At 63.9% G+C, this 13,193-nt stretch carries 10 protein-coding genes and 1 pseudogene; 3 read left to right on the top strand and 8 right to left on the bottom strand.

Translation table 11 applies throughout. From position 1 onward, the window contains the following. Window positions 1–25 precede the first annotated feature (25 nt). Both HV670_RS02935 and HV670_RS02930 read left to right on the top strand, forming a co-directional pair. The gene (locus HV670_RS02935; protein WP_175103143.1) at window positions 26–1,564 is read left to right on the top strand and encodes an AfsR/SARP family transcriptional regulator; all 1,539 of its coding nucleotides are present in this window, start codon (window positions 26–28) and stop codon (window positions 1,562–1,564) included. Window positions 1,565–1,685: 121 nt separating this feature from the next. Continuing rightward, the gene (locus tag HV670_RS02930; RefSeq protein ID WP_175103142.1) at window positions 1,686–2,453 is read left to right on the top strand and encodes a phytanoyl-CoA dioxygenase family protein; all 768 of its coding nucleotides are present in this window, start codon (window positions 1,686–1,688) and stop codon (window positions 2,451–2,453) included. Between the two features lie 18 nt (window positions 2,454–2,471). On the opposite strand, the gene HV670_RS02925 is transcribed toward HV670_RS02930, so the two are convergent. Continuing rightward, window positions 2,472–2,675, bottom strand: a complete 204-nt coding sequence (locus tag HV670_RS02925; protein WP_175103141.1) for a DUF3185 family protein — start codon at window positions 2,673–2,675, stop codon at window positions 2,472–2,474. A 298-nt stretch (window positions 2,676–2,973) separates the two neighbouring features. Here HV670_RS02925 and mgrA point away from each other — a divergent pair, with 298 nt between their 5' ends. Further along, window positions 2,974–4,026 carry an L-glyceraldehyde 3-phosphate reductase gene (gene mgrA / locus HV670_RS02920; RefSeq protein ID WP_175103140.1) on the top strand — a complete coding sequence of 351 codons (1,053 nt, stop codon included), beginning with the start codon at window positions 2,974–2,976 and terminating at the stop codon, window positions 4,024–4,026. 127 nt (window positions 4,027–4,153) lie between these two features. Here mgrA and HV670_RS02915 read toward each other — a convergent pair whose 3' ends face one another. The 7 genes and pseudogenes from HV670_RS02915 to rhaM all read right to left on the bottom strand — a co-directional run. Beyond that, window positions 4,154–6,214, bottom strand: coding sequence for a YadA-like family protein (locus tag HV670_RS02915; protein ID WP_175103139.1), 2,061 nt, complete (start codon window positions 6,212–6,214; stop codon window positions 4,154–4,156). A gap of 456 nt (window positions 6,215–6,670) precedes the next feature. Further along, the gene (gene rhaS, locus HV670_RS02910) at window positions 6,671–7,678 is read right to left on the bottom strand and encodes a rhamnose ABC transporter substrate-binding protein (protein ID WP_175103138.1); all 1,008 of its coding nucleotides are present in this window, start codon (window positions 7,676–7,678) and stop codon (window positions 6,671–6,673) included. 168 nt (window positions 7,679–7,846) lie between these two features. Continuing rightward, window positions 7,847–8,854 (bottom strand): ABC transporter permease, encoded by a 1,008-nt coding sequence (locus tag HV670_RS02905; RefSeq protein ID WP_175103351.1) that lies wholly within the window; start codon window positions 8,852–8,854, stop codon window positions 7,847–7,849. Window positions 8,855–8,957: 103 nt separating this feature from the next. After that, window positions 8,958–10,061, bottom strand: coding sequence for an ABC transporter permease (locus HV670_RS02900; protein ID WP_175103350.1), 1,104 nt, complete (start codon window positions 10,059–10,061; stop codon window positions 8,958–8,960). A 47-nt stretch (window positions 10,062–10,108) separates the two neighbouring features. Then, a complete protein-coding gene (locus HV670_RS02895) occupies window positions 10,109–11,629 on the bottom strand; it encodes a sugar ABC transporter ATP-binding protein (RefSeq protein ID WP_175103137.1) in 1,521 nt (506 codons plus the stop codon). Window positions 11,630–11,687: 58 nt separating this feature from the next. Beyond that, complete coding sequence (locus HV670_RS02890; RefSeq protein ID WP_175103136.1) at window positions 11,688–12,590, bottom strand: amidohydrolase family protein; 903 nt, start codon at window positions 12,588–12,590, stop codon at window positions 11,688–11,690. Between the two features lie 213 nt (window positions 12,591–12,803). Then, window positions 12,804–13,115: pseudogene (rhaM, locus tag HV670_RS02885) on the bottom strand (L-rhamnose mutarotase); the annotation flags it as partial. Window positions 13,116–13,193: the final 78 nt, after the last annotated feature.

The following is a 13,193-nucleotide window of genomic DNA, read 5'->3' as shown; positions in this document are numbered from 1 at the left end:
CCCTCTGATCGCGCGGTGTCGATCCATGCCTCACTCAGCGCCAACCGTGTCGCTGTTCCTGCTCGGACCCCCTCGTATCGAGCGGGCCGGAGCGGCGCCTGCACTCAAGTACAACCGTGCGCGTGCACTGCTCGCCTATCTCGCACTCGAACCGGGCTTTCATACGCGCGACAGCCTGGCCGATTTGCTGTGGCCTCAGGAGCACACTCCACAGGGCCGCGACAAACTCAAGCGCATGTTGTTCGAACTGCGCGAAGCGCTCGGCGATCGCTGCATCGAAGGCGATCGCCATGTCGTGCGGCTCGCGCCCTCGTCGATGGTCTGGGTCGATGCGCTCGCATTCGAAGCCGATACCGATCCGGTGCTCCCCGCGCCGCCGCCTCCGCCTGCTGTCGGTGTCGAAGCCGAGAGCGTCGCGCGCGGCTGGCGCGATGCACTCGACCGGTGTGCGCGCGCGGTTGATCTCTATCGCGGCCCCTTGTTGCAAGGTTTGCGGATTGACGATGCGCCCGACTTCGATGCCTGGCTCGATGGCCAGCGGGAAGCTTATGTCCGGCGTCTCGTGCTCGCCCTGAGCCGGCTCGCACGGGGGCGCGCGCAGCACGGCAGACTGGGCGATGCATTGGGGCATGCGCGGCGCCTGGTCGATATCGCTCCGCATCACGAGGCCGGCTGGCAGTTGCTGATCGACTTGTTAATGCAGGCAGGCCGCCGCGAGGAGGCGCTTCATGAACTCGACCGGTGCCGACGTGCCCTCGCGCGCGAACTCGATGCCGAGCCGCAGCCGGCCACGCTGGCGCTGTTCGACCTGTCGAACGAGTCGGCCCGATCGGCTGACGCAGCCGGTTTGGCCACACCTCGTACGGAAAGCGCTTCGGGACTTCCGGCGACTTCGAAGGTGTCCAGTCCGGTCGGCCGTTCGGCCGTCGCGCCCCGTCCGTCTTCCCTGTCCTCCGGCGATACGACGCGCCCAGCGGGCAGGAGGCCCCAGCCCGTGCGCAAGTCTCGTGCGCACACGGACGCTTCCGTGCCGCGTGCCTATGCGCGGTTTGCGATGGGCGTCGCGCATCTCCTCCAGGATCGCCTGTGCCACGCGACGCGTGCCTTCGAAGGCGCGTTGCGGACCCAGCCCGACGAGATCGTCGACTTGAGCTTCGGTGCCGATGTGCGGTCCATGGCCTGGTCGCTGTTGTCGATCACGCACTGGCGGGCGGGCCATCAGACGGCCGCGCTCGAGGCCGGTGAACTCGCCGTCGAACGCGCGCGCCGGGTCGGCGATCCGCATACGCTCGCGCAGGCGCTGCTCGGCGCGGGCGTGCTCTGCCAGTTGCGCGCCGCCTCCGAACAGACCCTCGATTACACCGCCGAGATACTCGACATTGCCGAGCACAACGCGATGCCTGCCTGGAAGCTCGCGGCGACGGCGCTTTCAGGATGGGCGATGGCTGCGCTCGGCGACCTCGAAGCCATCGACGACGCCCGGACCGCGGCACGCGCACTCGCTGTCCAGATGGGGACTGTCGAGACCCTGTTGCTCTCGCTGCTGCAAGGCCCTGCATCGTGAGCGATGCCGTGCGCGCAAGCTCGTGCACGCTTCGATTCTTTCGCGAGGACAGGCCAGGTCCTCTGTGCGGACGATGAACGTGATACCTTCATGGCATCAGGACAGAAGGGGTTGAAAGGTCATGGCAGGGCAGTTGACGGTGAACGAGCAGATCGCACATCTGCGCGAAAAAGGATATGTCGTGGTGTCGCAGTTCATGGCGGCTGATGCACTCGCGAAACTCAACGAGGTTGCACGCGCGCAGTTGGCCGCACGCGCCGAGCCGCTGGAGTTCGAAGCCGATCTCCAGTACCCGGGAGCACCGTCTTCGCGGGCCGCGGCCGGCGGCGAGACGGTGCGCCGCCTGCTCGACGCCCATGCGCGCGATCCGGTGTTCGCGCAGTGGGGCACCTCGCCGCTCGTGCGCGACTGGATGGAAACCTACTTTGGCGAACCGGCGCTGATGTCGCGCGCGCATCACAACTGCCTGATGACCAAGCACCCGCTATATGGCAGCCTGACTGGATGGCATCGCGATATCCGCTACTGGTCGTTCGAGCAGGAGAATCTCGTCTCGGTGTGGTTCGCGCTTGGCGAAGAAGAGGTCGATAACGGCGCGTTGTGGTTCGTGCCGGGTTCGCACCGGATGGCCTTCGATGCCGATCGCTTCGATGAAGCGAAGTTCTTCCGCGCCGATCGCGCTGACAATTCGGAGATCATCCGCATGGCCGAATCGCCGCGGCTCGCGCCCGGCGACGCGGTGTTCTTCCACTGCAATACCTTGCACTCGGCTGGGAAAAATCTCAGCGACGCGGTGAAATTCTCATTGGTCTACACCTACCATGGCCGCAGCAATGCGCCGAAGGCAGGCACGCGATCGACCTCGAAGCCCGAGATCGAACTTCGCTGAACGGGGAACGCCGCAACGTCACTGACGGCCCGATGCCGCAAGGCCGATCAGGCCGGCCACCGTGGCGACCGCGCCGCCGACGAGCAGCCAGATGGTCTTGTCGGTCGGCGAACCGGTGAACAGATTCGATACCTCGTTGCCGAACGAGTGGAGCGACTGCCCGCCGAAATACAATAACAGCACGCCCCCGATTACCAGGGCGAGGGAAACGGCTCGCGTCATCAAATGCACTCCGGAAGGGTGACCCACCCGGCGGGCCGCGGTACGGCCCGATCCCGGATAGGTGAAGTATGCCGCTATCGTCGCGGATTGCACGAGAGCGGGCAATGACGGTCACAAAAAATTGCAATGCGGTTTGTGGAACTTGCCACCGGCATCACCCCGAAGGCTTTGCTATAGTCGGTCTCCGCGTATTTCAAGATTCGCCGCGTTGTGGGCACCCCGGCGTACCCCGGCACGCGCTTCGGCTCGTGCCGGTCGGCACGACACTGGGTGCAACCCATCCATTCGAGGACAAACAATGACGTACCTTGCATCCGCGGACCGGTATTCCGGCCGTGTTCCCTATCGCCGCAGCGGCAAGAGCGGCCTGCAACTGCCCGCGCTCTCACTGGGCTTGTGGCACAACTTCGGCGATACGACGCCGATCGAACAGCAGCGTGCGCTGCTGCGTACCGCGTTCGACCTCGGCATCAACCATTTCGATCTCGCGAACAACTACGGTCCTCCGTACGGCAGCGCCGAGACGAACTTCGGCCGTCTGTTCAAGGACGATTTCCGTCCGTATCGCGATGAGTTGCTGATCTCGTCGAAGGCCGGCTACGATATGTGGCCGGGTCCGTATGGCCAGGGCGGCGGATCGCGCAAGTATGTGCTCGCCAGCCTCGACCAGAGTCTGCAGCGCATGGGTCTCGACTACGTCGACATCTTTTATTCGCATCGTTTTGATCCGGATACCCCGCTCGAGGAAACGGCCGGCGCGCTCGCGACCGCGGTTCAGCAAGGCAAGGCGCTCTACGTCGGGATCTCGTCGTACTCAGCCACGAAGACGCGCGAAATGGTTGCGCTGCTCAACGATCTCAAGGTGCCGTTGCTGATTCATCAACCGTCCTACAACATGCTGAACCGCTGGATCGAGGAAGAGCTGCTCGATGCGCTTGGTGAGACGGGCACCGGTTGCATTGCGTTTACCCCGCTCGCGCAAGGCGTGCTGACCAACAAGTACCTGAACGGCATTCCGGCCGATGCGCGGGTCAACAAGCCTGGTGGCGCGTCGTTGTCGAAGGATCATCTGAGCGAGCAGAATCTCGATCATGTGCGCAAGCTCAATGCGATCGCACAGCGTCGTGGCCAGAGTCTTGCGCAGATGGCCCTCGCGTGGACGCTGCGCGACGCACGCGTGACCTCGGCGTTGATCGGGGCGAGCCGGCCCGAGCAACTGGTCGAGAACGTCGAAGCGTTGAAGAACCTGTCGTTCAGCCAGCAGGAACTCGATGAGATCGACCAGTATGCACGCGATGGCGGCGTGAACCTGTGGGTCAAGCCGTCGACTGATCAGAGGCTGGGTCGCTAGGGATTGAAGTGCCGGCCGCGTAGTTGAACAAGTGCGCGGCAATCCTCCTTCAGTGCCTTCTAGGGCGAGGAGGATGTTAATTGACTGACGGTGAGCGCTTTACGCTCACCGTTTTTTTATGGCGGGTTCAGAACTCGTAGCCGACTTGAACGCGTGCGGCCGCGCCGCCCGAGTCCGAATAGGCGAACGCACCGTTGAGCAGCATCTGGCCGTTCGGCGAACGGTAAGTCACGCCGAGCCCGAGCGCCGCATAGCCCTGGAAGCCCGCACTGCCGGCCGCCACGACCGTGCTGCCCGCCTTGGTGGGTGCGATGTTCGGCATCGCCATCGCCATCGCGACGCCTGAGTAGGCGGTTCGGCCGACTTCGTCGATACGCGACCGGGTCTGGCCGAAGCGCAGGTCGGTGTAGCTCTGCGACTCGCCGACCGCGGAATTGCGCGCGGCGTTCAACTGATCGAGATTGACCGCGTCGGTGCCGACCTGGCCGGCACCGACGTGGACGATGCGCCGCTCGGACCCGGTCGCGCCGACAGACAGTGCGTGGTCGGTCGGCAGTTCGGAACCGACGCCGATCGAGGTTGCGCCGTTCGGGCCGTCGACGACACTGCTGTGGCTGGTGTGGCCGATGCCGCTGCTACCGCCGCTTTCGCTTTCGCTTTCGCTTCCGCTTCCGCTTTCGCTTCCGCCACCGCCACCGCCACCGTCACCGCGACCGCCCGTATTTGTTCCGCCGCCCGTGCCTTCGTTCGATTCCAGGCTTGTCACGCGTACATCGAGGCCGTCGATCTTCGCGTTGAAGCGGCTAGTCAGGTCAAAGATCTGGGCGCCATTGATCGCATCGGTGCTCCCTGGCGCGAGTTGACCGGCGGCGATGTTCGTGAGCCGCGTGCCCGATGCGCCGCCGAATGTCACGACGTCTTTTTCGGCGCTGTCGTAGGAGACCCCGAGCACGCTACCCGAGCTGCTCGTGAGCGATTCGTTGATCTTTTCAATGTCACTCGTATTGTCGCTGACGCGTGTATCGAGGTTCGTCAATGCGCCGCCAACCGTCGAATGGGTGACGCCACCGACCAGGTAGGACGGTGCGACGATCGCGCCGTTGGCGTCGACGGTGGAACTGCCGCCGAGAGCGGCCGTCACGCCTTCGAGTTGCTTGACGTTGATCGCGTCGCCATCCTCGGTGCCTGCGTGGATGCTGGTGAGGGTCCGCGTGCCGATATCGACTGTGTTCGCCCGCGTCGCCTTGGAACCGGACCCCAGCGCCACGGAGTTTTCAGCCGTGGCCTTCGAGGACGTCCCGATCGCAATCGATTGCTTGCCGCTTGCTTCGGAGGATGCGCCAATCGCCGCGCTGCTTTGACCGGAAGCGATGGAAAGATAGCCGGCCGCCCATGACCCTGAGCCTGTTGCCTTCGCCTGCGAGCCGATGGCCGTTGCCCGATTGCCCGTGGCTTGCGCACTTGCGCCAACGGCGATCGTATCGCTCACGCCGCTGTCGCCAGCCTTGGCATTCACCCCTACGGCGATGGCCTGGTCTCCGTCCGCCAAGGCGGACTTGCCGAGCGCCACGGTGCTGCTGCCGCTCGCCTTGGCCCGTGTGCCGATCGCCAACGAGTCCTGTCGAGTCGCATCTGCAGTGTCGCCGATGGCCACCGAACTGCTTTCCCGAGCTTGGGCACTTGTACCGAGAGCCGTCGATCGTGCACCGGTGGCTTCCGCACGCGAGCCGACTGCCGTCGCGTTGGCGTTCTCATCGGTACCGGCGGTGGCTCTGTATCCGGCTGCAATCGAACCGGTTCCGAATGCCTTGGCGTGACCACCGACCGCAGCCGTGAAGTCACCGTTGGCATTCGATTGTCCGCCGAGCGCCGTCGATCCTTCCCCGAAGGCGCTTGAAAATGAACCGATGGCGGTCGTCTCGATCGTCTTGTCAGTGCCAGACTTGGCGCCTATCCCCAGCGCGACCGAGTTGCCTCCTTTCGTGCTCGATTTATCGCCGATCGTGACGGTGTCCTTACTTGCAGAGGTGTCGTCTCCCAGGCGAAGGGTTTCCGCCGAGGTGTCCGCCGCGTAGATGAGAACAGCGGCGGTTGCAAAGTGCGCGAGTGTTTTCTGGCGGCGCCATTTGCCTTGGAGTTTGTGAGATTGAGTGGGAGCCTGAAAACGGCTGTGGTTGAATCTTGCCATCGAAAATCCTTCATATCGTCGTCATAACGCAGCCCTATGCGCGTCGAGTTGAATTAGAAATTCGCCGGATATTTCCAACAACGGATTGAATCCTATTGACTAGTAGGATTCATCTTATGTTGGAAATAGAGGTATTAAATTCAAAGAAATGGGTATTAATATTTTCAGGCATCTCCAAAGGAGATGAGCGGGTTGCCTGCTTAACGAGAGAATGAAAAAAGCTCGGTGAACCATGCGTCCGGCCTTGAAGAGGTGTTTCGCAATTACTGTGTTTTATCTCGTATTGTGTAAGGTGTATTCATTCAAAACACAGGCCATTGCGATATGAATTAATCTCCATTGGGAATGAAATGGATTGTTTGTTCAGAATATAAATAAAAAAGCCCGGCGCACATGCGCCGGGCCTTGAACAGGCATTTTCACCACTCCGTCATTCACGGAGCGGCGTGAGAAGGGCTAGAAATTGAAATTGTCGATATTGCTCGAGTCAAACGTCGTCGGCGGTCCGAGGACGACCTCGCCGTCCTTGCCGACCGTGCGCTTGCCGAGCTTGCCGGCGTCGAACGAATCGCCTTCCTTGCCGGTGATCGTGCCCGACGCCAGATTGGCCGCGGCATAGGCAGCGAGGTAGCCGAGCGCGCTCGGATCCCAAAGCTGGAACGCCTTGACCGTGCCGTTCTTGACGAACGCGCGCATCTGGTTCGGCGTGCCGAGGCCCGTGACGACGAGCTGGCCTTTCTTCGGCGAGGTCGACAGATAACGCGCCGCAGCGGCGATGCCGACCGTGGTCGGCGCAATGATGGCCTTCAGGTTCGGATAGGCTTGCAGCAGGCCCTGCGTCTCGACAAACGACTTCTGGTCGTCGTCGTTGCCGTAGGCCACCTTGACGAGCTTGATCTTCGCGTACTCAGGCTTCTTCAGTTCGTCCTGCATGTACTTGATCCAGGTGTTCTGATTCGTCGCGTTCGGCGTGGCCGAGAGCACCGCGATTTCACCTTCGCCGCCGATCAGCTTGGAGGTCAGCTGGATCTGCCCGCGCCCGATATCTTCGCTGACTGCCTGGTTCACGAAGATCTGGCGCCCTGCGGGTGCCGTATCCGAATCGAACGTGACGACCTTGATGCCGGCCGCATGAGCCTTCTGCAAATACGGGACGACCGCGTTCGCATCGTTGGCCGCGATCACGATCGCATCGACGTGCTGCGTGATCAGCGTGTTGATGTACTGGACCTGCGAGGATGCGCCGGCATCCGAGGGCCCGACCACCTTGCCGTCGCCCTTGAATTCCTTGATCGCTTCGAGCCCGCCGTTGTCGGCGATGACTTCATACGGGTTGTTGATCTGCTTGGGCAGGAAGGCGATCTTCAGCCCGTCCTTGAGCCCGGCGGCATGGCCTGCGCTACTGATCGCAAGCAGTGCCGCACACAGTGCCGGCATGGCGATCGCTCGTACGTTTCGCAACATGTGAAGCCTCCTAGAGTTGCACTCTTCTGCCGGCGAGCCGGATGACGGTGCGTGGGTGGGTACGACATTTTTTAAGACGCTGTTTTGTTTCAATCGCCTTTCTATCTCGATCCACGGATGCCACGGTCCGTTCGCGCACATCGTTCATCCAGGCGGCAATGCATCGGATCATTGCGCTGCCATCGCCGCCGCGCGGGCCGCGAGCACACGCCGCTCGCGCATCGAGCGCCAGCGGTTGAACAGATTGGGGATCAGCACCGAGGACAGCAGCAGCGCGCCGGTAATGATCGTCAGCACTTCGCTCGAAACGTCGATCAGGGTCAGCGCATTGCGCAGCACGCCGATGATCACGAGCGAGAGCAAGACGCCGATCATCGAACCGCGGCCGCCGAAAATGCTCACGCCGCCGAACAGCACGGCGGCGATTACCGACAGTTCGAAACCCTCGCCGTTGTCGCCGCGCGCACTCGTGAAGCGCAGCGTGTAGACGACGCCCGCCAGCGCGCTCATCGCGCCCGACAGCACGAAGAGCTTGAGTTTGGTGCGATCGACGTCGAGGCCCGAGAACGCCGCGGCGGTCGGATTCGCGCCGATCGCATAGAGGCTGCGGCCGAACGCGGTCGCCTGAAGCAGCACGCAGAACACGATCGCCCCGATCAGCACGAGCACGAAGGGCTGTGGCAGGAAGCTGTTGCCGACGGTATTGATGCCGAAGGCGGTATAGGCCGCGGGGAAATCGGCGATCGCCTGGTCACCGAGCAGCACGTAAGCGAGCCCCCGGAAAAAGGCGAGCGAGCCGATCGTGACGGCGAGCGAGGGCAGGCTCAGCCTCACGATCACGAGCCCGTTGAGCAGACCCGCAAGCGTGCCTGCGACGAGCACGATGACGATCACGAGCGGCATCGGCAAACCCATATGCCAGAGCACGCCCATCAGCGCGCTCGAGGCGCCGAGCACCGAGGCGACCGACAGGTCGATCTCGGCGGCCACGATGATCAGCGTCATCGGCAGTGCCATCAGAGCGATCTCGGTGAAATCGGCGAGCATGTTCGAGAGGTTCGCCGCGCCGAGAAAGTCGGACGACAAGGAGCGACCGAGCACGAGCGCGGCAATGAGCAGGATCGTGAGCGAGGCTTCCCAGGGCCAGTGGAATGCGCGCTTGCTGGTGTTCATCATGGTGGAGGCGCTTGGGTTGGCGCCGCTACCGCTCGAGCCGGCCCCAGTCGCGATGTGAGCACCGACAGCCGGCTCCGGCTTTGCCTCGGACTTCGAATTCGGTTCAGACATGTTCGCGTTTCCTCATCATCCGCTTCGCGACCGAGCGCGCGAGCAAGGTGTCGAGCGTGATCGCCGCGACGATCAGCGCCCCCTGGATGGCCTGCTGCCAGAACGGCGAGACGCGCAGTACGACCAGCGAGATATTGATCACGCCGAGCAACAGCGCACCGAGCGTCGCACCCCAGATGGTGCCGACCCCGCCGGTGATCGCCACGCTGCCGACCACCGCCGCGGCGACGACCTGGAGTTCGATACCCTTGGCCGTGCTCGCGTCGACCGTGCCGAATCGTGCGAGCCAGAGTGCGCCCGCCAGCCCGGCGATGGCACCTGTGAGCAGAAAGCCTCCGAGCACGCGCCGGTCGACAGCGATCCCCGCGAGCCGCGCCGCTTCGAGATTCGAGCCGATCGCGTAGAACTCGCGGCCGCCGCGATAGAACTTGAGATAGAAGCCGAGCGCGGCGAGCACGAGCGCGGCGATCAGCACGAGGTTCGGTACGCCGAGCAGCGCCCCTGTCGCGAGCCGCGAGTACGCATCGGGCAGGCTTGTGGCGTTGACCTGGCCGCCATGCACGAACCAGTAGTCGGCGCCCCGGATGATGTAGAGCGTCGAGAGCGTCGCGACCAGCGAGGGCACGCGGCCGAAGGTCACGAGCACGCCGTTGACGAGGCCCGCGACGAGTCCCATCGCAATGCCCGCGAACAGGGCGACCACCACCGGCATGCCCGGATGCTGGACGTAGAGCGTGCCGACAAGATAGGCCGTGAGCCCGACGACGGAACCGATCGACAAGTCGATATGCCGCATCAGCATCACGACCGTCATGCCCGCGCTCAGCAGGCTGATGATCGCGACATTGAGCAGCACGTCACGCAGGTTTTGCGTGTTGAGGAAGCCCGGCCGCGCCAGCGCGGTGCCGAGCACGACGAGCACGAGCACGATGAGCAGCGTGCTTTCGCGATTGCGTGCGAGGCCATCCGCAAAGCGCGAGGCCGTGCTGGCGGATCCGTTGTCCGCCGGCCGGCCCGCAGGCGGGCGACCCGGTGGCGTGGGCGAAGCGGGCGGTTGCGGAGGCCTCGGCGACGAGGAAGCGCTGGACAGGGGCATCGTGGACGATTCGCGGCGCGGATCAGAAGGATTCGGCGTGGCGTGTCTCATGCGGCGCGCTCCCAGTGCTGGCCGAGCGCGGCGCTCATGATGCGCTCCTCACTGGCGTCGGCGCGCGCGAGATCGGCGCTCAGGCGGCCTTCGTGCATCACGAGCACGCGGTCGGCCATGCCGAGCACTTCGGGCAGCTCGCTCGAGATCATCAGGACTGCCATGCCCTGGCTGACGAGATCGGCCAGGGTCCGATAGACCTCGGCTTTCGCGCCGACATCGATACCGCGTGTCGGCTCGTCGATGATCAGCACCTTCGGATCGGTCGCGAGCCACTTGCCGATCACGATCTTCTGCTGGTTGCCGCCCGAGAGCGTGCCGACCGGTGCCTGCAGGTTTGCGGCCTTGAGCCGCAGGCGCTGGCCCCAGGTCTGCGCGAGCTGTTCTTCGCTGCGGGCGGAGATCAGGCCGCCGCGTGTGAGCCGGCCGAGTACCGTCAGGGACGCATTGCGCGCGATGCTCAGATCGAGCGCGAGGCCCTGGCCGCGCCGGTCCTCGGGGACCAGCGCGAGGCCCGCGCGAACCGCATCGAATGGCCGGCCGAGCCGCAGCGGTTTGCCGAGTACATGCACCGCGCCGCTCTCGACCGGGTCGATGCCGAAGATCGCGCGTGCGACTTCGCTGCGCCCCGCGCCGACGAGCCCCGCGAGCGCGACGATCTCGCCGCGCCGGACGTCGAACGAAATATCGTGGAAAACGCCGGTGCGAGAAAGCCCGCGTACCGACAGGGCGACCTCACCGGGTGCCGCCTCCGCCTTCGGGTAGAAGGTGTCGAGATCGCGGCCGACCATCTTGGCGACGATCGAGCCCGTGGTCATCTCATGTGTCATCGCGAAGTGGACCGTGCGGCCGTCGCGCATGATCGTGATCCGTTGCGAGAGCTTGAAGACCTCATCGAGGCGATGCGTGATGAACAGGATCGCGACGCCGCGTGCGCGCAGTCTCTCGGCGATCGCAAACAGCCGGTCGACCTCGAGCAGCGACAAGGCGGCAGTCGGCTCATCCATGATCAGGATGTTCGCATTGAGCGAGAGCGCCTTCGCGATTTCGACGACTTGCTGGTCGGCGATCGACAGGCCGCGGATCGATTGCTGGGCGCGCAGATTGACGCCGAGCGAGGCGAGCAGCGTATCGACCTCGGCATTCATCGCGTCGTAGCGAATGCGTCCCGCACGGTCGCAGGGCTGGCGTCCCATGAAGATGTTCTCGCCGATCGACAGGTCGAAGAACAGCGTCGGTTCCTGGTAGATCACGGCGATGCCCGCATTGCGCGCGTCGGCCGGCGAGGGGAAGGTGCGCGGTTCGCCGTCGATCCGCATCTCGCCGCCGTCGGGCTGGTGTACGCCTGCGAGCAGCTTGACGAGCGTCGACTTGCCGGCACCATTCTCGCCGAGCAGCGCGTGGACTTCACCCGGCCAGAGCGTGAGCGTGCCGTCCTCGAGCGCGCGCACGCGGCCGAAGCTCTTGCTCGCGCGGGTCAGGACGAGGCGTGGCCTTGCAGCGGGTTGGTCGGTCATGGGCAAACTCCTTGCTCGTAAATCCCTGCATCAGCGCGTCTGAGGATGCCGCGCATGGTCAGATCCGGTAGATCCGCTCCGCGTTGCCGCGGAACAAAGCCTCTTTTTCAGATTCGCTGGCATCCGCGACGATCGCCGCATAGGCGGACCAGAGTTCGCGGTAGCCGCCAAACAGCCGGTCGACCGGAAAATTCGATGCGAACATCGCGCGCTCGACGCCGAATGCATCGATGGTTTCGAGCACATAGGGGCGCAGACTCTCGACCGTCCATTGGTGATCGAACATCACGAGCCCGCTGACCTTGACGGCGACATTGCCGCATGCGGCGAGCATGCGCAGACCATCGCGCCAGGCCCGCCAGCCGACAACCGAAGTGCGGTCGACGAACATGCCCGCATGATTGACGATGAACGGTGTATGCGGGTTTTCGCGCGCCAGCTCGGCGGCTTCGCGCATCTGCGATGGATAGAGTTGCAGATCGAACGACAGCCGGTACTTGCGCAGCAAGCCGAAGTTGCGGCGCCAGGCCGCTTCGCGCATGAAGTGGCGGCCTACGTAGTCGTAGAGCGGATCCGGATGCACATTGAGAATCTGACGGATGCCGCGTGTGTTCGGAAACGCGGCGTGCGCGGCAAGTATGGCCTCGACGTTGTCGGCGGACAGGTCAGCGCCGGCAACGATCCCATTGGGCATGCCACGGCCGTCAGGCGAATCAGCGATCGCCTGGAGCCAGCGTGTTTCAGCGACCGGGTCCGCGGGATCGTGATTCGCATCGACATGCACCGCTTTGATCACTTCGAGGTCGACTGCGTCGTCCGTATCCGCGAAGTAGTCGCCGATCAGATAGTTGTGCTTGAGCGCCCGCGCGTCGCCGACGAACGAGATACCCGGATTCGCCAGCCACGGATAGTGGTGCGTATCGAGGTTCCACAGATGGAAATGCGGATCGACGATCTTCATTGGCAGGCTTCGCTTGGTGAGTCGCTCATTGAATCGCTCGGTGAATGCTCGGTGAATTGCTCAAAGTGTCGATCGACAGGTTCGAACGCGTCGGCCCGCACTTCGCGCGCCGCGACGGCTGTACTGCGTTCTCCTTACCGCACATCGGCAGCGAGCCGGCCGTGGCTCGCGTGTCGATCCAGGACGTCCTTGCGGCGCATCACGCCGACCGGTTTCGAGATGAAACACCGGCGTCAGCGGCGTGACGACAGGTGCGTGATCGGCTTCGGTTTCCATGAGCTCGGCCATGTAGTCCCACCAGCGCCGCATCACGGGCAGGTGCGGCAGCGCATCCATGCGATGGTCGGCCGGGCGCTTGAGCACCGCGAACAAATGATTGGAGGTCTCGTCGAGGAAGATCGAGTAGTCGTGGATGCCGGCATCCCGCAGCGCATCCGCGAGCTCGGGCCACAGCGCGTCGTGGCGCCGTCGATATTCGTCCCGCATGCCCGGCTTGAGCGTCATCCGGAAAGCGATCGTGTCCATGGGTGCTTCTTCCTTGTGCGCGGCCCGCCTTGGATGCTCCCGTGAATGCCTTTCGGGGGTTCTCTCGGGAAAGTCCCG

Origin of the sequence: Pararobbsia alpina (assembly GCF_902859895.1) — a bacterium.
In the GTDB taxonomy this organism is placed as follows: Bacteria; Pseudomonadota; Gammaproteobacteria; order Burkholderiales; family Burkholderiaceae; genus Pararobbsia; species Pararobbsia alpina.
The sequence above is the reverse complement of the archived record's forward strand: the minus strand, read 5'-3'. Positions and strand labels throughout refer to the sequence as shown.